Raw genomic sequence first — 19519 nt, 5'->3', positions numbered from 1 at the left:
TCGACGTTTACGGTGTGCTGTAGCTGGCTCAACGTGGGCCACCAGCTTGCGGAGGTTGATCCATGAACAAGGCAGAGCTCATCGAAGAGCTGACGAAGAAGTTGGACACCGATCGTCGGACGGCGACCGATGCCGTCGAGCACGTGGTGGACACGATCGTTCGCGCGGTGAACAAGGGTGAGAGCGTGACGATCACCGGGTTCGGTGTCTTCGAGAAGCGCAAGCGCGCCGCTCGCGTCGCCCGCAACCCGCGGACCGGTGAGACCGTCAAGGTGCGTCCGACCTCGGTCCCGGCGTTCCGCCCGGGCGCTCAGTTCAAGGCCGTGGTGGCCGGCAAGCAGAAGCTCAGCGCCACCGGCCCGGCCGTGAAGCGCGGCAGCAGCTCGGCGACCCCGACCAAGGCGGCCGCGAAGAAGACCGCCACGGCGGCGAAGAAGACCACCGCGGCCGCGAAGAAGACGGCCACAGCGGCGAAGTCGACCGCGGCCAAGAAGACCACCACGGCGGCGAAGAAGACCACCGCGGCGGCCAAGAAGACCACGACTGCGGCGAAGAAGACGACGCCGGCGAAGAAGACCACCGCGGCGGCCAAGAAGACGACGACCGCGGCGAAGAAGAGCGCACCGGCCAAGAAGGCCACGGCGGCCAAGAAGACCGTCGCGAAGAAGACCGCGCCCGCGAAGAAGACCGCGGCCAAGAAGGCTCCGGCCCGCAAGGCCCGCGCACGCTGATCGCCCTCGCGGCGAGCACACATCACACGACGACCCCCGGACGGGACTTCCCACCGTCCGGGGGTCGTCGTCTGTGCGGGGTCAGGGAAGCGGGTCGGCGACCGTCAGCGGAGCGGGCTGTCCACATGATCGGCCGCGACGACGGTGCCGTCGAGAAGGGACACGACCCACATGCTGGCCTTGCGATTACGTGCCCGCGGGAGGGTGAGCCCGTCGGCGGACACCCACGACTGCATCAGGCCCGGGATCACCTTTCCCTGACTGCACACGACGCGGACGTCGTCGAGTGCGGCGATCTCGCGGATGCGGGTGAGCGCGGGGTCGGGGTCGTCGCGGTAGGCCTCTTCCGACAGGGCGCGCTCGACGGTGATCCCGGTGCGCAGCCGGAGCGCGAGGGGTTCGACGGTCTGCAGACACCTCGTCCGGTCCGCGGAGTGGACATACCGGGCCCCGAAGGCCAGTGCCTGGTCGACGATCTTCTCCGCCTGCAGCAGACCGACCTTCTCCAGCGGCCGGAGGCGGTCGTCGCCGCGGTAGCGGGATGCTCGACCGGCCTTGGCGTGTCGGACCACGAGCACCGTGTGCAGATCGGCGGGGAGTCGGGTGAACTCGGCGAGGACTTTCCGGTCCGCGGCGAAACTCGCCGTGGACGCCGCCTTCTCCGGTGAGAGCCACCGCATCTCGTCGACCTCGTCGTTGACCGCGAACTCGCCCGCGCACCACCGGGCGGACCAGTAGTGGACCACCTTGCGGCCCGCTGGCACGTCGTAGCCGACGGTCGCCAGCCTCCGCCCCAGGCGGGTGGAACAGCCGGTCTCCTCGGCGATCTCGCGGACCGCGGTGGCGACCAGGTTCTCCCCGGACTCACGCTTTCCCTTCGGCAGCGTCCAGTCGTCGTACCGGGGGCGGTGGATGAGCGCGACCTCGACGTCGCCGGACGAGGTGGGGCGCCACACCACTCCGCCCGCGGCCCACACCGTGCGCTTCTGTGCTGACATCACGAGGCGTTCTGGTCGGCCCTGCTGTGATGCCGGCGCATGAGTTGCTGTTGGTGGTCACGCACGTCCTCGCCGGCGGCGGGTGACGCCCGCCAGTTGCCGGTGGTCTCCAGTACCCAGCACCGTGTCGTCGGGTCGAGTGCGGATGCGAAGATCTCGCGCAGCTCTCGGGTGAGTCGCTGGTCCTTGACCTGGGCCATGACCTCGATCCGCCGATCGAGGTTGCGGTGCATCATGTCCGCCGAACCGATCCAGTACTCGTCCAGCGCCCCGAAGTGCAGGATCCGTGAGTGTTCCAGGAACTGGCCGAGGATCGACCGCACCGTGATGTTCTCGCTCACGCCGGGCATCCCGGGCCGCAGTGCGCAGATCCCGCGGACGACCACCTCGACCGGGACGCCGGCCTGGGAGGCACGGTAGAGCGCGTCGATCACCTGCTCGTCGACGAGTGCGTTGGCCTTCAACTGGATCCGTGCGCGGGTGTCGCCGGCGGCATGACGTTCGATCTCGGCGTGGATGCGCGCGATGATCCCGGCGCGCACACCCAGCGGCGCGACCAGCAGGTTCCGGTACTCCCGCTTGCGCGAGTACCCGGTCAGCGTGTTGAACAGGTCGGTCAGGTCGGCACCGATGTCGGGGGCCGCGGTGAGCAGGCCGACGTCCTCGTAGAGCCGGGCAGTCTTCGGGTTGTAGTTGCCCGTCCCGATGTGGCAGTAGCGGCGGATCGTCGATCCCTCGCGCCGCACGACCAGGCATGTCTTGCAATGGGTCTTGAGGCCGACGAGTCCGTAGACGACGTGCACGCCGGCCTGCTCGAGCTGGCGGGCCCACTTGATGTTGGCCTGCTCGTCGAAGCGGGCCTTGATCTCCACCAGCGCGACGACCTGCTTGCCGGCCTCCGCCGCGTCGATCAGTGCGTTGACGATCGGTGAGTCACCGGACGTGCGGTAGAGGGTCTGCTTGATGGCCAGCACCTGCGGGTCGGAGGCCGCCTGCTCGATGAACCGTTGGACGCTCGTGGAGAACGAGTCGTAGGGGTGGTGGACCAGCACATCGCCCTCGCGCAGGGTGGCGAAGACGGACTTGGGGGTCTCGCGTTCGCCGAACGCGGGGTGCGTGGCGGGGACGAACGGTCGGTCCTTGAGCATCGGCCGGTCGAGGCCGAACACCTGGAACAGACACGACAGGTCCAGGAGGCCCGGCACCTCGATGACGTCGGCGGGATCGACGTCGAGTTCACGCAACAGCAGCTCGAGCATGTGCTCGCTCATGTCGTCGGCGACCTCGATCCGCACCGGCGATCCGAAGCGACGGCGGGCGAGTTCGCGCTCGAGGGCCTGCAGCAGGTCCTCGTCGCGGTCCTCCTCCACCTCGAAGTCCGCGTTGCGGGTGATGCGGAAGACGTGGTGCTCGACGATCTCCATGCCGGGGAAGAGATGGTCGAGGTTGGCTGCGATGAGGGTCTCCATCGGCAGCAGGATGGTGCGCGGCGGTCCGTCGACCGGCGGCATGAGTTTGTCGACCTCGACGAACCGGCTGACGTTGTCGGGCACCTTGACCCGCGCGAAGTGTTCGCCGCCCTCGTTGACGTCGCGGACGGTGACCGCGAGGTTCAGCGACAAACCGGAGATGTAGGGGAACGGGTGGGCGGGGTCGACGGCGAGCGGCGTCAGTACCGGGAACACCTCGTCGTGGAAGTACTCCGCCATCCGCGAACGCTCGTCCTCGGAGAGGCCGTCCCAGGTGACGATGTGGATGTTGTTGTCGGCCAACGCCGGTCGTACCGAGTCGAGGAAGACGCGAGCGTGTCGTTCGGCGATCGTCTGGGTGCGGCGGGCGATCATCGACAACTGTTCGCGCGGTGACAACCCGTCGGCGGAGCGGACCGACAGGCCGGTCTCGTCACGGCGCTTCAGGCCGGCCACCCGCACCATGAAGAACTCGTCGAGGTTCGAGGCGAAGATGGCGAGGAACTTCGCACGATCCAGCAGGGGCAGCGAGGTGTCCTCGGCGAGCGCGAGCACCCGCGAGTTGAAGTCGAGCCAACTCAGCTCGCGGTTGAGGTAGCGGTCGTCCGGCAGGTCCGCCGTCTCGTCGGGCAGGAGCGTCGCGGCAGGGGGTGCGGCCGGGAGCGTCGCCGTCTCGACGGGCGTCTCCGGGCCGGAACCGGTCTCGGTCTGCTGGCTGTCCGTGGAACTCACGGCACCATCATGACGCATCCGGGTGCCGCCGTGTCGCGTCGTGGGACGAGGCCCGTGATCGCGGGATGCGATCGGTTCACCGTCGGCATGCGGCGGTGTCGAGTTCCCGGAGCACCGCGTCGGTGCGTGTACCCACGCCGAGCTGCAGTGCGGCGCCGAGATCGTCGACGGTGTCCACGTCGGTCCGCAGGTCCGGCCATCTGTCGTCGCCCGTAGTGAGATCGACGGCGCCCGAATCACGGTGCGCGCGAGCGGAGTCGACGCCGAACAGGATGGTCCGGTCCGTCGGGTCCGCCAGCACCAGGGCCGCGGTCCCCTGGGCGGACCGATCGGGGACGACGGCGCGGCGATGTCCGTGTGCTGCAGCGACGGCCGCACGGAGCGATTCCGCCCGCAAGGAGGGGAGATCGGCCTGCAGGACCACCACGTCGGCCTCGGGTGCGGCCATGCGCACCGTGTCCACACCATGGGCGAGGGCCGTGTTGAGGGGGCCGGGTGCGCCGGGACGTGTGCCGGGTGCGGGGTCGGCGACGGCGCGGGCGCCGACGGCCTGCGCCGCCGCGGCGACCGTCGGGTCAGGCGTGACGACCACCGTGTCGAGCGCGCCGGCGGTGTGGACCGCGTCCAGGGTGTCGGCGAGCATCGCCAACACGATCCGTCGCCGGTCGGGCGGGTCGAGAACGGAGGACAGGCGCGATTTCGCACCGGCGAGCCCCTTCACGGCGAGCACCACCGTGAAGGCGTCGGCCGGCGGGACGGGCATCAGCCCATGATGCGCCTGTCCCGAGGCCGCCGCCCACTAGGGTGTCGGGCAGCGTCCGTCGGGCGCGGGAGACCTGGGAGGCGACGAGTGTCCATCACCGGTGAGACGGGGACGCAGCGGCCCGCCGTCACGCGCGCCGCCGTCCTGGGATCGGGGTCGTGGGGTACGGCGATGGCCGCGGTGCTCACCGACGCCGGCACACAGACCACGCTGTGGGCGCGACGACCGGAACTGGCGCAGACAATCAGCACCGACCACGTCAACCCCGACTACCTCCCGGGGATCACCCTGCCGGAAGGCCTCCGGGCCGTGTCCGACGTCGACGAGGCGCTCGACGGCGTCGACCTCGTCGTGTGCGCCGTGCCGTCGCAGTCGTTGCGCGACAACCTCGGCCGGTGGCGCGCCACCCTGCCGTCCGGAGCCCCGGTGCTGTCGCTGGCCAAGGGCATCGAGAGCGACACGCTGCTCCGCATGACGCAGGTGATCACCGACGTCGCCGGTGTCCCCGACGATCGTGTCGCGGTGCTCTCCGGTCCGAACCTCGCGCGGGAGGTCGCACTGCGGCAACCGGCGGCGACCGTGGTCGCGTGCACCGACGAGGCGATCGCGCGATCGATCCAGGACGCCTGCACGACGCGGTATTTCCGGCCGTACACCAACACCGACGTCATCGGGTGTGAGATCGGCGGTGCGATCAAGAACGTCATCGCCCTCGCGTGCGGCATGGCCGCGGGCGCCGGGCTCGGGGAGAACACCCTCGCGTCGATCATCACCCGCGGCCTCGCCGAGACGATCCGTCTCGGGATCGCGCTCGGCGCCCGACCCGAGACGTTCGCCGGACTCGCCGGCGTCGGTGACCTGGTGGCGACGTGTTCGTCGCCGCTGTCCCGCAACCGATCGTTCGGTGCGCGACTGGGGGAGGGTCGTTCGCTCGACGAGGCGCAGGAGGCGACGCACGGTCAGGTGGCCGAGGGCGTGAAGTCGTGTTCGTCGGTGCGCGCCCTGGCGGCGGCGAACGACGTCGAGGTGCCCTTGACCGACGCGGTCCACCGCGTGTGCCACGAGGGTCTGCCGGTGCGGGACGCGATCGTCGCCCTGCTCAGTCGCAGCACCAAGCCGGAGTGAGTGTCGCGGGCTACCCGAGGTCGAGGGAGGCGCGCGGCAGCACGCGGTCGATGACCGCCGAGACGTCGGTGATCGGCCCGTTGCCCACGTTCACGGGCAACCACAGCGCGACGTAGGGCCGGTGGTCGACGGCCACCCAGAGCGTGCCGCGGCGGTCCTGATCGGAGTTGAACCACTGCACCGGGTCGACGACCTGCAGCGCCGATGTGGGGGCGAGGCCGGTCGGACGCGCGACGCCGCAGCGTAGTTGGACGGGATCGCCGGCATCGGAGCCCGTCGCCGGCCATCGGACGAGTCCGTCCTCGACCGTGCGCGTGCCGTATCCGGGGAACGTCTGGGGCAGCGCGTCCACCAGGCGGGTGCAGTCCGCCGACGGTGTCGCCGAGGCGGTGGTCAGCGGCAGCGACGAGTCGTCACCGCGGGTCCGCGTCGCGGCGATCGCGATGAACACGACGATCACCACGACGGGGACGGCCACCAGGGTGGCGATGAGTGCCGGGCTCCGCCGCTCGTCGGCCACCGGTGGCGCTCCTCTCGTCGCTGCTACGCGGATGCATAGACTCGTCCGCGATTCTCGCCGACGTGCCGACGTCGGGGCCACCCCGGGTCGGGCCCGACCCACCCGCGTCCGTCGACGCGAGGCGAAAGGAGCGTCCGCGACGTGCATGCCGAGCAGCCGTGGCGCGACCGGACCGTCGCCGAGATCGGCGAACGCCCCCTGCTCGCCCGGCTCCGCCAGGTCGCGCAGGAGCACCGGCCGACGGGCGTCGCGTCCGATCCGGTGGTGGTCGGACCCGGTGACGACGCGGCCACCCTCACGGTGCGTCCCGACCTCGTCGTCAGCACCGACACCGTGGTGCAGGGCAGGCATTTCCGGCTGGAGTGGACGACACCGTTCGACGTCGGTCGGCGGGCGACCGTACAGGCGGCGGCCGACGTCGCCGCGATGGGTGCCGCCGGTGTGGGCGTCGTCGTGTCGATCGGGTGTCCGTCCACGACGCCGGTCGGGGTGTTGCTCGACATCGACGAGGGCATCACGACCGCGGCGGCGCAGTGGGGTGTCCCGGTGGTGGGCGGGGACCTGGTCGCGACAGGGGAGATCGTGGTGACCGTGACGGTGCTCGGCACGACGGCCGGTCGTGCCGCGACCCGCCTCGACGGTGCACGCGTCGGTGATCGTCTCGCGCTCAGCGGACCGGTCGGGTCGTCGGCTGCCGGCCTGGCGCTCCTCGTGGCGGGCGTCGAGGACTTCCCGGGACTCGTTGGCGTGCACAAGGTCCCGACAGTCGACCTGACACAGGGAGCGGTCGCCGCGCGGCACGGGGCGACCTCGATGACCGACGTGTCCGACGGTCTCGTCGAGGAGCTGCTGACGATGGCAGACGCCGCCGGTGTCGGGTTCGACGTCGAGTCGGCCCGCGTCCCGCGCGATCCCGAGCTGGTACGTGCGGCCGGTGTGCTCGGCGTCGACGCCGACGGCTGGATCCTCGGCGGCGGTGAGGACCACCAACTCCTCGCGACGTTCGCCACGACGGTCCCGGACGGGTGGTCGGAGATCGGTGTCGTCGTCGACGCCCGCGACGCGGATCCCGTCCGCGTCGACGGTCGGGATCCCGCCGTGCACGGGTGGTCGAGCTTCGGCGACGGGTAGCGGCGGTGGGTGTGCGGCGGCACCCGGTGCGCAGCCCGATAGATTCGCCTGCATGGCCATCTATGCCCTCGACGACCGTGTCCCGGAGATCGCCGACGACGCCTATGTCCACCCCGATGCGTGCGTGATCGGGGCCGTGGTCCTCGGTCCCGGCGCGTCGGTGTGGCCCGGTGCCGTCCTCCGTGGGGACTACGGCACCATCACGATCGGCGCGCGGACCAACATCCAGGACGGGACGGTCGTGCACTGCACGCCCATCGACCCGACGGTCATCGGTGAGCGCTGTGTCGTCGGGCACAACGCGCACGTCGAGGGCGCCACGATCGGTGACGACTGCCTCATCGCGTCGGGGTCGGTGGTGCTCAACGGTGCCAAAGTCGGCGCCGGGGCGATTGTCGGAGCGGGAGCGGTGGTGCCCTTCGGGTTCGACGTCCCCGCACGTGCGATGGCGCTCGGTGTCCCCGCACGGATCCGCGAGGGCCACGAGGTGGCCGAGGGGCACGTGGCGATGAACGTCGAGATGTACGCCGCGAACGCCGAGTACTACCGCACGGCGCTGCGGCGGATCGACGGATGACGGCGACCGCCCGCCCCCTCGACGAACTGATCGACCCCGACTGGGCCGCGGCCCTCGCGCCGGTCGAGGACGACATCGCCGCGATGGGACAGTTCCTGCGATCCGAGGTCGCTGCCGGTCGCCGCTACCTCCCGCCCGGGGACATGGTGCTGCGCGCATTCACCCGGCCGATGAGTGACGTCCGGGTGCTCATCGTCGGGCAGGACCCCTACCCGACACCGGGACATGCGGTGGGACTGAGCTTCTCGGTCGCCCCGGATGTGCGGCCGGTCCCGCGCTCGCTGCAGAACATCTTCACCGAGTACACCGAGGACCTCGGGTTGCCGCGGCCGCAGTCGGGGGACCTGTCGCCATGGGCCGACGCAGGTGTGCTGCTGCTCAACCGCGTGTTGACGGTCGCGCCGGGGTCGCCGGCATCGCACCGCGGCAAGGGGTGGGAGGCGGTCACCGAGTGCGCGATCAAGGCGCTGGTGGCGCGTGACACCCCCCTCGTCGCGATCCTGTGGGGCAAGGACGCGGGATCGTTGCGGGAGTGGATGCCCGACGTGCCGACCATCACCTCCGCGCACCCGTCGCCGATGTCGGCGTCGCGCGGGTTCTTCGGGTCCCGACCGTTCTCCCGGGCGAACGACGCGCTCGCCGAGCTGGGTGCCGATCCGGTCGACTGGCGACTGACGTGAGCTGACCCGGCACCCGGATCGCCGGGTGACGGCTCAGTCGGTGGCGGGCCGGTCGGTCACGGTCCAGTCGGGACGGCGCTTGGCGACGAAGGCGTCGACGCCTTCGACACCGGTGGGGGTTCCGGCGAGCCGCGAGATCGCCTCGGCCTCGGCGTCGAGGTGCGCGTCGAGCGTGGACTCGGCGCCGGCGGCGAGGAGACGGCGCGCCGTCGTCAGGGCGGGGCGCGGGCCCGCGGCGAGACCGGCGGCGACACGCGCTGCCTCCGGCAGGACGTCGTCGTCGGAATCGGCGAGCGACGCGAGGAGCCCCCAGGCGAGGGCGTCCCGGCCGTCGATGACGCTGTCGGTGAGGATCGCGCGATGGGCCCGGCCGCGTCCGATGATGCGCGGCAGCATCCAGCTCATCCCGCCGTCGGGTGACAGGCCGATGCCCGGGTAGGCGGGTCGGAGCGCGGTGGCGGGTCCGCCGACGGCGATGTCGGCATGGCAGACGATGCTCATGCCGGCACCGGCGGCCCAGCCGCGAACCGCGGCGACCACAGGCAGGTCCGCGGCGTGCAGCGCACGCAGGAACGCGTGGAAGGCTTCGGCGACGGACCGGATGAAGGCGGGTCGGTCGTCCGCCGCGGCGAACGACCGGACGTCACCGCCCGCGCAGAAGTTGGCCCCGCCGCCGTGGAGCAGCACACACCCGGCGTCGACGCGACCGTCGGCGACATCGGTCAGGACGGCGGTCGCGGCGCGAAGGGCCTCGGGATCGAGGGGGTTGCCCGCGCTGGGCGCGGACACCCGGACGTGCAGGACACCGTCGACGAGCGACGTCGCGGCGGCTTCCTGCGCGGTCACGACGTCAGCCGCGGGTGACCTTGCCGGCCTTCAGGCACGAGGTGCACACGTTCATGCGCTTGCGGTTGCCCGGCGAGACCTGGGCACGCACGGTCTGGATGTTGGGATCCCACCGACGGTTGGTACGGCGGTGCGAGTGGGAGACCGACTTGCCGAAGCCGGGGCCCTTGGCGCAGACGTCACAGACGGCAGCCATCGTCGAACTCCTCGAATGGGGGACAGTGTGCTGGTCGGGGCCTGTCGAAGGTGTTCGACGCGCCGCACGACAACCCTGCAAGGATAGCTGCATGAGTGCGATCGGGCCAAATGCCGCCGGCACCGGCCCGCCAGGTGGTCCCGGTGGAGGGGCGCGGAAGGCGGGACTGGACGCCGGTGTCGTCCGTGACTGGTTCGAGGTCTGCGTCGGCCGCCTCACCGCGCTGCGCGCCGAGATCAACGATCTGAACGTCTTCCCGATCCCCGACTCCGACACCGGCAGCAACATGCTGCACACGATGACCGCCGCGTCGGACGCCGCAGGCGCGACCGAGGAGTCCGCCGAGCCGGCGCAGGTGCTGCGCGCCGCCGCCGACGCCGCCGTCGGCCAGGCCCGCGGCAACTCCGGCATCATCCTCTCGCAGGTGCTGGTCGGTCTCGCCGACGCAGCCGGTGTCGAGACCGTCGACGGCGCGCTGTCGTTCAACCGGTTGTGGGCGGCCGGTCTGGGGCTGGCCGGGCTCGCGGCGACCCGGGCGGTCAGCGAGCCCCGCGAGGGCACTGTGCTCACCGTCCTGCGCGAGACGGGGCAGACCGCCTCCGCCGACGCCCCGGGGATGTCTCCGGGCGACCTCGCCCGGTCGGTCGCCGACGCCTGCGCCGACGCGCTCGACCGGACCACCGAGCAGCTGCCGGAGCTGGCCGCCGCGGGTGTGGTCGATGCGGGTGGTCGCGGACTGCTGGTCCTGCTCGACGCCATGGTCGAGGTGCTGACCGGGGTCTCGGCGCCCCGTCGCCGCTACGAGGGTGCGCTGTCGGGTGGGGGCGACGCCCGGGCGCACGTCATCGTCGAGGACGGGTGCGACGAGGTCAGCGCGGAGATGGACTACGAGGTGATGTACGCCATCACCGGCGCCGCCGTCGATCGGATCCCGACCCTGCGGACAGCGCTCGACGACCTCGGCGACGCGGTCGTGATCGTCGGCGACAGCAGCGCCGACACCGGCGAACGGTTCTCCGTGCACGTGCACACCTGTGACGCCGGGGCCGCCGTGGAGGCGGGACTGGCCGTCGGTGAGGTCTCCGACATCCGGATCAGCTGCTTCGTCCTGGACGCCCACAAGGCGTCCACCGATTCCTCCGACCGCCTCCCGACCCGGCGCCGCGCCGTGGTGACGGTGGTCGCCGGTGAGGGCGCCGCCGAGCTGTTCGCGTCCGAGGGCGCGCACGTGGTGCGCGCGGGCGAGGGCGCCGCCGCCGTCGACGCCGAGGCCATCGCGGCGGCGATCGTCGACGTCGACGCGGCGCACGTCGTGGTGATGGCGAACGGCGCGGTGCCCGCGCAGGACCTCGTCACCGTCGCGGCGTCTGCCCGTTCCGCGCATCGGGCCGTGGTGTTCCTGCCCACGCTGTCGATGGTGCAGGCGCTCTCGGCGCTGGCCGTGCACGACATCGCCGCGTCACCCGACGCCGACGCCTACGCCATGGCAGAGGCGGCCGCCTCCACCCGCAGGGGGTCGCTGGTCACCGCCACCGAGACGGCCCTGACCCTCGCCGGCACCTGCGAACCCGGCGACCTGCTCGGTCTCATCGGTGTCGACGTGCTCGTCATCGGCCCCGATCAGGTGTCGGCGGCGACGGCACTCGTCGACCTGATGCTCGGTACCGGTGGGGAACTGGTGACGGTCCTGGCCGGTGCCGACATCGCAGACGGGGTCGTCGACGCACTCGAGCGCCACGTCTCCTCCGCACACCCGGGTGTCGAGTTCGTCGCCTACACGGCCGGACAACCCGGTGAGGTGCTGCAGGTGGGTGTCGAATGACCGTGCGCCCCGCCGACTCCCCGGCCGACGTGGTGGGAGAGGCCCTGGCACAGAAGCTGTCCGACGAACTGGGCATCGACACCGTCGGGGAGCTGTTGCGGTACACCCCGATGCGCTACGTCCGCCGCGGTGAGGCCGGGGGTGACACCGCGCCCGAGAAGGGCGACTGGATCACCCTCGTCGGCACCATCACCCGCGCCGACGAACGTCGGATGCGTCAGCGCAACGGGACGTTCCTCTCGGTCACCGTCGACGACGGGCTGCGCACCTACGGCGTCACCTTCTTCAATCCCCGTGTGATCAAACGGGTCCTGCGTCCGGGAGTGCGCCTCATGGTGGCCGGGACCGTCGGCTTCTTCCGCGACCAGATCCAGTTGACCCATCCGGACTGGCTGGTCCTCCCCGAGTCGGGCGCACCCCGGCTCGACGCGATCGGGTCACCGATGCTGGCGGCGATGGCCGCGGATGCGACCGGCCGCGCCGACGGAGACTCGGCGGGTACGTCGTCCACCGACGGCATCGAGATCGACCCGGCGGACTTCGACCGACCGATCCTGCCGATCTACCGCGCGACGAAAGCACTGCAGACGTGGACGATCTGGAAGGCGATCCAGCTCACCCTCGACTCGGTGGAGACCGGGGACGACGCCCTCGACGACGCGCAGCGGGCCGAGCGTGGCCTCGTCACCACCGCCGAGGCGATCCGCGGCATCCATGTCCCGGAGTCCCAGGAGGACATCGACGGGGCGTCCGCGCGACTGCGGTTCGACGAGGCCCTCGCCATGCAACTGGCACTGGCACAACGGCGTTACGCCGACCGGGGTCGTGTGGGGCCTGCGTGCGAACACGTCCCGGGCGGGCTCGAGGACCGGTTCACCGAGCGACTCCCGTTCACGCTCACCGCCGGTCAGCAGACCGTGCTCGAGGAGATCCGCACCGACCTCGGCGCGGGGGAGCCGATGAGTCGCCTGCTGCAGGGTGAGGTCGGGTCGGGCAAGACGCTCGTGGCGTTGCTGTGCATGCTGCGGATGGTCGACAACGGCCGCCAGTGCGTGCTGCTGGCCCCCACCGAGGTCCTCGCCGCCCAGCATCACCGCACCATCACCCGGATGCTGGGGGATCTCGCGATCGCCGGCGAGCTGGGCGCCGACCCCGACGCGACCGCCGTGGCACTGCTCACCGGATCGCTGCGGACCCAGGCGCGCAAGGAGGCCATGTTGGCCACCGTCACCGGGACCGCCGGGATCGTGATCGGCACCCACGCCGTGCTCGAGGAGAAGGTCGAGTTCTTCGACCTCGGTCTCGTCGTCGTCGACGAACAACACCGCTTCGGTGTCGAGCAGCGCGACACGCTGCGATCACGCGGTCGCGGCGACGTCGTCCCGCACATGCTGGTCATGACCGCGACGCCCATCCCGCGCACGGTCGCCATGACCGTCTACGGCGACCTCGAGACATCGACACTGCGCGAGCTGCCCGCCGGGCGGCAGCCGATCACCTCCAACGTCGTCCCGACGGGGCGGGAGAAGTGGGAACAGCGCCTCTGGGAGGTCGTCGACGAGGAGGTGCGGGAGGGCCGCCAGGTCTACGTCGTCTGCTCCCGCATCGGCGACGACGGCACGACCGAGGGTGCACGGTCGGCGAAACGCGCCCAGGAGGGCTCCGGTGGTGACCGGGCGCCCCGGCCGACCACGTCGGCGGTCGACATGTTCGCCGAGTTGACCGCCGGGCCGCTCGGACGCCACCGCGTGGAACTGCTGCACGGCCGATTGCCTGCCGACGACAAGACCGCGGTGATGGACGCCTTCACCCGCGGCGAGATCGACATCCTCGTCTCGACGACCGTCGTCGAGGTCGGCGTGGACGTCGCCAACGCCACGACGATGGTGATCGTCGACGCCGACCGGTTCGGGGTGAGCCAGCTGCACCAGTTGCGTGGCCGTGTCGGCCGGGGCGGTCTGCCCGGGCGTTGCTTCCTGCGCACCGGTGCGGGAGACGGATCGCCCTCGATGGAACGGTTGAGGGCTGTCGCTGCGTCCAATGACGGGTTCGAGTTGGCGCGGATCGACCTGATGACGCGCCGGGAGGGGGATGTGCTCGGTGCGGTGCAGTCGGGATCGGCCTCCTCCCTGCGGTTCCTCTCGCTCGTCGACGACGCGGATGTCATCGACGACGCCCGGGGACTCGCGGCGGAGGTCGTCCGCGACGACCTCGCCCTCGCCGACCACCGCCCGCTCGCCGATCTCGTCGACGCCGTCATGGGACCGTCGCGGATCTCGTACCTGGACAAGTCCTGACGCCCCGCGGTCGCGTCGCCGACGCCTGACCCCGCGGACGTGGCTGCTGCTCACGGTCGGCGTCGCACTCGCCGTGGTGGTCGCGGTGCAGACGGTCGGGTCCCGACCGTCTGCCGGACCCCGCGTCGACCCGGCCCCGGCGTACTCGGCGCTGGGGACGCTCACCGTCGCGCCTGCGCGGGTGCACCGCGACGACTACGACCGCACCGCGTTCGGGCCCGCGTGGGCGGACGGGTCCGACGCCCTGCTCGCCGGCAACGGGTGTGACACGCGTGACGACATCCTCGACCGCGACCTGCGGGACAAGACGTACGTCGCGACCACCGCGTGTCCGCGTGCGGTCGCCTCGGGTGAGGTGCGCAGTCCGTACACCGGTGACCTGGTGGACTTCCGGCGCGGCCGCGAACGCGGCGGGACCATCCAGATCGACCACATCGTGCCGCTGGCCTACGCCTGGGACATGGGTGCGTCGGAATGGGATCCGCGGCTGCGGCTGACGTTCGCCAACGACCCCGCGAACCTCGTCGCCGTCGACGGGCGCTCCAACCAGGACAAGGGCGACTCGCCGCCGGGGGAGTGGATGCCGGCGCACGCACCGTTCCGGTGCCGTTACGCGGTGCAGTTCATCCGCGTGGCCGCCGCGTACCGGGTCGCCCTCGACGCTCGATCGGCGACGGTGCTGCGCGCCGCGCTGAACCGCTGCTGACCGGTGGCCTCGCCGTCGCCGCCCAGCGGCGTACGGGGTGGGCGTTAGGCTCGTGCCGTGAGTGCTCCCACCGTCTCCACCAGCGCCGTCGCCGACCCGACGCGACCCGACCCCGCGACGACCGCCGCGGTCGAGGACGCGGCGCGTGCCGCGCGGACGGCTGCGCGGCAGCTCGCCCGTGCGACCACCGTGACCAAGAACGCGGTCCTCACCGCAGCGGCAGACGCCCTGGTAGACCACGTCGACGACATCCTCGCCGCCAACGGTCGCGACATCGCCCGCGCCGAGGCGTCCGGGACGTCGGGCAGCCTCCTCGATCGACTGCGCCTGACCGCCGACCGCGTCGCCGGCATCGCCGACGGGCTTCGTCAGGTCGCGGTGCTGCCCGACCCGATCGGTGATGTCGTCGCCGGCAAGACACTGCCCAACGGCCTACGGCTGCGCCAGATCCGGGTGCCGCTCGGTGTGATCGGGATGGTCTACGAGGCACGCCCCAACGTCACGGTCGACGCGTTCGGCATCGCCTGCAAGTCGGGCAACGCCGTCCTGCTGCGCGGGTCGTCGTCGGCGGCCGACTCCAACGCGGCGCTCGTCGGGATCCTCCGCGACGTCCTCGCCGCACACGGGCTCTCGCCGGACTGCGTCTCGTTGCTGCCGTCGGCCGACCGATCGAGCGTGACCGCGTTGATCCGCGCCCGTGGACTCGTCGACGTCGTGATCCCCCGTGGGGGCGCCGGTCTCATCGCGTCCGTGGTGCGCGACGCGACCGTCCCGACGATCGAGACCGGGACCGGCAACTGCCACGTGTACGTGGGTGCCGCCGCCGACCTCGACGTCGCCGAGCGCATCGTCGTCAACGCCAAGACCCGTCGCCCGAGCGTGTGCAACACGGCCGAGACACTGCTCGTCGACGCGGCGATCGCCCCGGTCGCGATGCCGCGGCTGCTGTCCGCGCTGCAGGCGCACGGCGTCGTGGTCCACGGCGACGAGGAGGGGATGGTCCCCGCCGACGACACCGACTGGGGCGACGAGTACCTCAGCCTCGACATCGCGGTGAAGGTCGTCGACGGACTCGACGCCGCGATCGACCACATCGAGCGATGGGGCACCGGGCACACCGAGGCCGTCGTGACCGAGGACATCGCCGTCGCGACCGAGTTCACCGACCGCGTCGACGCCGCCGCGGTGATGGTCAACGCCTCCACCGCCTTCACCGACGGCGAGGAGTTCGGGTTCGGCGCGGAGATCGGCATCTCCACGCAGAAGCTGCACGCACGCGGACCGATGGGGCTGCCCGAGCTCACGTCGACCAAGTGGGTCGTGTGGGGCGAGGGTCAGGTGCGCGCGTGACCGCCGCCACCGGTCCCGCCGTCGACCCCTTCTTCACCGACACCGCGCAGGTGCGTTCCCGGCTCGCCGAGACCGGGTACCTCGCCGACGACGCCACCACCACCGCGGTGTTCCTCGCCGACCGTCTCGGCAAGCCGCTGCTCGTCGAGGGTCCGGCCGGCGTCGGCAAGACCGAACTCGCGCGGGCGATCGCCGGGACCGCGGGTGCCGAACTGATCCGTCTGCAGTGCTACGAGGGCATCGACGAGGCGCGGGCGCTCTACGAGTGGAACCACGCCAAGCAGATCCTGCACATCCAGTCCACCGGCAGCCGCGGGTGGGAGGAGACGAAGACAGACATCTTCTCCGAGGAGTTCCTGCTCCCGCGTCCGCTGCTGCGGGCCATCGCGCGCACCGAGCCGACCGTGCTGCTCATCGACGAGGTCGACAAGGCCGACGTCGACGTCGAGGGGTTGCTGCTGGAGGTGCTCAGCGACTTCGCCGTCACCATCCCGGAGATGGGGACCGTCGCCGCCACCCGGCGCCCGGTGGTCCTGCTGACCTCGAACGCGACCCGCGAACTGTCCGAGGCGCTCAAGCGGCGCTGCCTCTACCTCTACATCGACTTCCCCGACGCGACGCGGGAGCGGGAGATCCTCGCCTCGCGGGTCCCCGAGCTCCCGGATGCCGTGGCGCGGGAGATGATCCGCATCATCGGTGTGCTGCGGTCGCTGGACCTCCGCAAGAAGCCGTCGGTGGCGGAGACCATCGACTGGGGACAGACGTTGCTGGCGCTCGGTGTGGCCGAGTCCCGACGGGCACGTCTCGACGACGCCGTGCTGGAACGCACACTCGGGGTGGTCCTCAAACACCGTCCCGATCTCGCCGCGGCCGCCACGGAGCTGAAGCTCGGGCGATGAGGGTGCCGGGCCGCGCCCCCGACCGGGACGCCGACGACCGGGTCGAGCAGGACCCGGGACCCGACGGCGTCGTCGATCAGCTCACCGGATTCGTCGACGCCCTGCGCGAGAAGGGCATCGAGGTGGGACCGTCTGCGCTCATCGACGCTGCGGCGGCGACCAGTGTGTTGGACCTGTTGGACCGCAACGCCTTTCGCGAAGGACTGGCATGCACGTTGCTGAACGAGCAACTGCACCGCCCCGCATTCGACGCGACCTTCGACCTCTGGTTCCCCGCGGGCACCGGCGCACGCAGCGGCGCGACGGAGCTCCCGACCGGCGACGACGGGGCGCTCGACGTCGAGCAGATCCGGCAGATGGTGGCCGATGCGCTCGCCGACGGCGAGGCCGAGAACGACGGTCGTCTGGCCGATCTCGTCGCGGCCATCGTCGACGGCATCGGCCGGTACGAGTCGGCGCGCGGGGAGGCGTTCTCGACCTACCAGGCCATGTCGACCATCCGCCCGCAGACGCTCATCGCGCGCATCGCCGCCGCGATGGCCGCGGCCTCGGGTGACGACGACGGCACGCAGGCGCGGTACCGGCGTTCGGCGGCCGGCCGCGTCGATCGTCTGGGCGAGCTCGTCTCGGAGGAGACACGCCGTCGGATGGTGGAGCGCTCCGGGCGTGACCGCGTCGCCGAGTACGCGGTCCCGACCCTGCCCGAGGACATCGCGTTCCTCTCCGCCGGCCGCACCGAGATCCTCGAACTCCGCAAGACCATCGATCCGCTCGCCCGTCTGTTGGCGGCGAAGCTCGAAACACGACGCCGCCGAGCGCGCCGCGGTGTCGTCGACGTCCGCAAGACGCTGCGTGCGTCGATGTCGACCGGCGGGGTGCCCATCGAACTCACCTACGCGCGACCGCGCCCGGGTCGACCCGAACTGGTCATCCTCTGCGACGTGTCCGGATCGGTGTCCGGGTTCAGCCAGTTCACGCTGCAACTCGTCGCCGCGCTGCGTCAGCACTTCTCGGCGGTGCGGGTGTTCGCCTTCGTCGACACCGTCGACGAGGTCACCGACTACTTCGCACGCAGCGCCGACACCGATGTCCACCTCGGCTCGGTGATCCACGAGATGCTCTCGCGCGCACGGCTGATCACCCGCGACGGCCACTCCGACTACGGACACGCACTCCAGGGCTTCGTCGCCGATCACGCCGACTCGCTGACCCACCGCGGGGCGCTGCTCGTCCTCGGTGACGGCCGCACGAACTACCACGACCCGCGGTTCGGGGCACTGCGGTCCCTCGTCGACCGCGCCCGACACGCCTACTGGCTCAACCCCGAGGCGCGCGAGCTGTGGGACAGCGGCGACTCGGTGGCGGCCGACTACGCGCGGATCATCGAGATGCACGAGTGCCGTAACGCCCGACAACTCGCCGACGTCATCGGCGGGCTGTTGCCGGTGTGAGCGTGTCGACCCCACCGCAGGCACCCGTAGACTCCGCAGGCATGCCCGTCGCCGGTGGCGCCCCGCCCCCTCCCGTCGGCGACCGTCGCCGTCGCATCGGTGTGATGGGTGGGACCTTCGACCCCATCCACAACGGCCACCTCGTCGCGGCCAACGAGGTCGCCGACCGCTTCGACCTCGACGAGGTCATCTTCGTCCCGACCGGACGTCCCTGGCAGAAGGCCGGGGCGGACGGCGGACCCGGTGAACCGGCAGCCCGCCCGGTCAGCCCCGCCGAGGACCGGTACCTGATGACGGTCGTCGCGACCGCGGCGAACCCGCGATTCTCCGTCAGCCGCGTCGACATCGAGCGCGAGGGCAACACCTACACGGTCGACACGTTGCGGGACCTGCGCCGACTCCACCCCGACGCCGACCAGTTCTTCATCACCGGCGCCGACGCACTGGCGTCGATCCTCACCTGGCACGACTGGGAGGAGCTGTTCTCCCTGGCCGCGTTCGTCGGTGTCAGCCGGCCCGGGTACGAGCTGGGTGCGGCGCATCTCGGCGCGCATCTGCAGAACCTGCCGCCGGACTCGCTGCACCTCATCGAGGTGCCGGCGCTGGCGATCTCCTCCACCGACTGCCGCACCCGAGCCCGTGACGGCCGCCCCATCTGGTATCTCGTGCCCGACGGGGTCGTGCAGTACATCAGCAAACGCCGTCTCTACCGGACCCGGCCGGGCCGCCGTGGCGTGTCCGGGCCGTCGGCGCACGAGGACCCAGACCGGCATGATCTGCAGCAGCCGGACCCGACGACCGGCACCCCGCCGCCGTTCACGACGAAAGGAACACCGTGACAGCGACACCCGAGGCGTTGGCCATGGCCAAGATCGCCGCCGACGCCGCGTCGGACAAGCTCGCCGACGACGTCGTCGTCATCGACGTCTCCGAACAACTCGTCATCACCGACCTGTTCGTCATCGCCTCGGCGAACAACGAACGACAGGTCGGTGCCATCGTCGACGCCGTCGAGGAGAAACTGCGCGAGGCCGGGCACAAGCCGCTGCGCCGTGAGGGCGCCCGTGAGGGGCGCTGGACGCTGCTCGACTACGCCGAGATCGTCGTGCACATCCAGCACAGCGACGAGCGGGAGTTCTATGCGCTGGAACGGCTCTGGAAGGACTGTCCCGTCGTCGACCCCGAGACGCTGACGTGAGATGTCCCGACACGTCTGACAGCGCGGT

General features: G+C 71.2%; 19 protein-coding genes. 13 read left to right on the top strand and 6 right to left on the bottom strand.

What is annotated here, in order from left to right; genetic code table 11:
• Positions 1–62 precede the first annotated feature (62 nt).
• Positions 63–731: an HU family DNA-binding protein gene (locus tag ACXVUM_RS00590; protein WP_458519950.1), complete on the top strand. Its 669-nt coding sequence runs from the start codon at positions 63–65 to the stop codon at positions 729–731.
• Positions 732–835: 104 nt separating this feature from the next.
• Here ACXVUM_RS00590 and ACXVUM_RS00585 read toward each other — a convergent pair whose 3' ends face one another.
• The 3 genes from ACXVUM_RS00585 to cofC are packed head-to-tail and all read right to left on the bottom strand — an operon-like array spanning position 836 to position 4693.
• On the bottom strand, positions 836–1729 hold the full coding sequence (locus ACXVUM_RS00585) for an NUDIX hydrolase (protein ID WP_458522743.1): 894 nt from the start codon (positions 1727–1729) through the stop codon (positions 836–838).
• Entirely contained in the window at positions 1729–3948 is a 2220-nt protein-coding gene (locus tag ACXVUM_RS00580) for an RNA degradosome polyphosphate kinase (RefSeq protein WP_458519949.1), read from the bottom strand. Before ACXVUM_RS00580 ends, ACXVUM_RS00585 begins: the two co-directional genes overlap by 1 nt.
• A gap of 58 nt (positions 3949–4006) precedes the next feature.
• The gene (cofC, locus tag ACXVUM_RS00575) at positions 4007–4693 is read right to left on the bottom strand and encodes a 2-phospho-L-lactate guanylyltransferase (protein ID WP_458519948.1); all 687 of its coding nucleotides are present in this window, start codon (positions 4691–4693) and stop codon (positions 4007–4009) included.
• 93 nt (positions 4694–4786) lie between these two features.
• Between cofC and ACXVUM_RS00570 the strand changes: the two genes are divergently transcribed.
• Entirely contained in the window at positions 4787–5818 is a 1032-nt protein-coding gene (locus tag ACXVUM_RS00570; protein WP_458522742.1) for an NAD(P)H-dependent glycerol-3-phosphate dehydrogenase, read from the top strand.
• A gap of 10 nt (positions 5819–5828) precedes the next feature.
• Here the strand turns inward: ACXVUM_RS00570 and ACXVUM_RS00565 are convergent, their stop codons facing one another.
• Entirely contained in the window at positions 5829–6338 is a 510-nt protein-coding gene (locus ACXVUM_RS00565) for a DUF3515 domain-containing protein (protein WP_458519947.1), read from the bottom strand.
• 141 nt (positions 6339–6479) lie between these two features.
• On the opposite strand from ACXVUM_RS00565, the gene thiL reads away from it, so the two are divergent.
• From thiL to ACXVUM_RS00550, 3 genes are read left to right on the top strand one after another with little or no spacing between them, the layout of a single operon-like run.
• Positions 6480–7469 carry a thiamine-phosphate kinase gene (gene thiL, locus ACXVUM_RS00560; RefSeq protein ID WP_458519946.1) on the top strand — a complete coding sequence of 330 codons (990 nt, stop codon included), beginning with the start codon at positions 6480–6482 and terminating at the stop codon, positions 7467–7469.
• Between the two features lie 52 nt (positions 7470–7521).
• Positions 7522–8046: a gamma carbonic anhydrase family protein gene (locus ACXVUM_RS00555; RefSeq protein WP_458519945.1), complete on the top strand. Its 525-nt coding sequence runs from the start codon at positions 7522–7524 to the stop codon at positions 8044–8046.
• Positions 8043–8726 carry a uracil-DNA glycosylase gene (locus tag ACXVUM_RS00550; protein ID WP_458519944.1) on the top strand — a complete coding sequence of 228 codons (684 nt, stop codon included), beginning with the start codon at positions 8043–8045 and terminating at the stop codon, positions 8724–8726. Before ACXVUM_RS00555 ends, ACXVUM_RS00550 begins: the two co-directional genes overlap by 4 nt.
• A 33-nt stretch (positions 8727–8759) precedes the next feature.
• Here ACXVUM_RS00550 and ACXVUM_RS00545 read toward each other — a convergent pair whose 3' ends face one another.
• Together ACXVUM_RS00545 and rpmB are read right to left on the bottom strand one after the other, a co-directional pair.
• The gene (locus ACXVUM_RS00545; RefSeq protein ID WP_458519943.1) at positions 8760–9572 is read right to left on the bottom strand and encodes an enoyl-CoA hydratase/isomerase family protein; all 813 of its coding nucleotides are present in this window, start codon (positions 9570–9572) and stop codon (positions 8760–8762) included.
• Between the two features lie 4 nt (positions 9573–9576).
• Positions 9577–9768: a 50S ribosomal protein L28 gene (rpmB, locus tag ACXVUM_RS00540; RefSeq protein ID WP_458519942.1), complete on the bottom strand. Its 192-nt coding sequence runs from the start codon at positions 9766–9768 to the stop codon at positions 9577–9579.
• 91 nt (positions 9769–9859) lie between these two features.
• Between rpmB and ACXVUM_RS00535 the strand changes: the two genes are divergently transcribed.
• From ACXVUM_RS00535 to rsfS, 8 genes are read left to right on the top strand one after another with little or no spacing between them, the layout of a single operon-like run.
• Positions 9860–11590 carry a DAK2 domain-containing protein gene (locus tag ACXVUM_RS00535; protein WP_458519941.1) on the top strand — a complete coding sequence of 577 codons (1731 nt, stop codon included), beginning with the start codon at positions 9860–9862 and terminating at the stop codon, positions 11588–11590.
• Complete coding sequence (locus tag ACXVUM_RS00530) at positions 11587–13887, top strand: ATP-dependent DNA helicase RecG (RefSeq protein ID WP_458519940.1); 2301 nt, start codon at positions 11587–11589, stop codon at positions 13885–13887. The genes ACXVUM_RS00535 and ACXVUM_RS00530 overlap by 4 nt, the downstream gene beginning before the upstream one ends.
• A gap of 25 nt (positions 13888–13912) precedes the next feature.
• Positions 13913–14593, top strand: coding sequence for an HNH endonuclease family protein (locus ACXVUM_RS00525; protein ID WP_458522741.1), 681 nt, complete (start codon positions 13913–13915; stop codon positions 14591–14593).
• A gap of 57 nt (positions 14594–14650) precedes the next feature.
• Positions 14651–15943 (top strand): glutamate-5-semialdehyde dehydrogenase, encoded by a 1293-nt coding sequence (locus tag ACXVUM_RS00520; RefSeq protein WP_458519939.1) that lies wholly within the window; start codon positions 14651–14653, stop codon positions 15941–15943.
• Positions 15940–16842 (top strand): AAA family ATPase, encoded by a 903-nt coding sequence (locus ACXVUM_RS00515; RefSeq protein WP_458519938.1) that lies wholly within the window; start codon positions 15940–15942, stop codon positions 16840–16842. Before ACXVUM_RS00520 ends, ACXVUM_RS00515 begins: the two co-directional genes overlap by 4 nt.
• On the top strand, positions 16839–18293 hold the full coding sequence (locus tag ACXVUM_RS00510) for a vWA domain-containing protein (RefSeq protein WP_458519937.1): 1455 nt from the start codon (positions 16839–16841) through the stop codon (positions 18291–18293). The genes ACXVUM_RS00515 and ACXVUM_RS00510 overlap by 4 nt, the downstream gene beginning before the upstream one ends.
• A 41-nt stretch (positions 18294–18334) precedes the next feature.
• The gene (gene nadD / locus ACXVUM_RS00505) at positions 18335–19132 is read left to right on the top strand and encodes a nicotinate-nucleotide adenylyltransferase (RefSeq protein ID WP_458519936.1); all 798 of its coding nucleotides are present in this window, start codon (positions 18335–18337) and stop codon (positions 19130–19132) included.
• Positions 19129–19491: a ribosome silencing factor gene (gene rsfS, locus ACXVUM_RS00500; RefSeq protein ID WP_458519935.1), complete on the top strand. Its 363-nt coding sequence runs from the start codon at positions 19129–19131 to the stop codon at positions 19489–19491. The genes nadD and rsfS overlap by 4 nt, the downstream gene beginning before the upstream one ends.
• Positions 19492–19519: the final 28 nt, after the last annotated feature.

It is taken from the genome of Williamsia sp. SKLECPSW1 (genome assembly GCF_054332755.1).
This window is presented reverse-complemented; position numbering and strand designations above follow the sequence as displayed.

Excerpts from the sequence above, each read along its gene's own strand:
- cofC (WP_458519948.1), bottom strand. The coding sequence starts at position 4,693 with ATGCCCGTCCCGCCGGCCGACGCCTTCACGGTGGTGCTCGCCGTGAAG.
- ACXVUM_RS00580 (WP_458519949.1), bottom strand. The coding sequence starts at position 3,948 with ATGCGTCATGATGGTGCCGTGAGTTCCACGGACAGCCAGCAGACCGAG.
- ACXVUM_RS00530 (WP_458519940.1), top strand. The coding sequence starts at position 11,587 with ATGACCGTGCGCCCCGCCGACTCCCCGGCCGACGTGGTGGGAGAGGCC.
- ACXVUM_RS00590 (WP_458519950.1), top strand. The coding sequence starts at position 63 with ATGAACAAGGCAGAGCTCATCGAAGAGCTGACGAAGAAGTTGGACACC.
- ACXVUM_RS00585 (WP_458522743.1), bottom strand. The coding sequence starts at position 1,729 with ATGTCAGCACAGAAGCGCACGGTGTGGGCCGCGGGCGGAGTGGTGTGG.
- ACXVUM_RS00550 (WP_458519944.1), top strand. The coding sequence starts at position 8,043 with ATGACGGCGACCGCCCGCCCCCTCGACGAACTGATCGACCCCGACTGG.
- ACXVUM_RS00555 (WP_458519945.1), top strand. The coding sequence starts at position 7,522 with ATGGCCATCTATGCCCTCGACGACCGTGTCCCGGAGATCGCCGACGAC.
- rpmB (WP_458519942.1), bottom strand. The coding sequence starts at position 9,768 with ATGGCTGCCGTCTGTGACGTCTGCGCCAAGGGCCCCGGCTTCGGCAAG.
- ACXVUM_RS00510 (WP_458519937.1), top strand. The coding sequence starts at position 16,839 with ATGAGGGTGCCGGGCCGCGCCCCCGACCGGGACGCCGACGACCGGGTC.
- ACXVUM_RS00535 (WP_458519941.1), top strand. The coding sequence starts at position 9,860 with ATGAGTGCGATCGGGCCAAATGCCGCCGGCACCGGCCCGCCAGGTGGT.
- nadD (WP_458519936.1), top strand. The coding sequence starts at position 18,335 with ATGCCCGTCGCCGGTGGCGCCCCGCCCCCTCCCGTCGGCGACCGTCGC.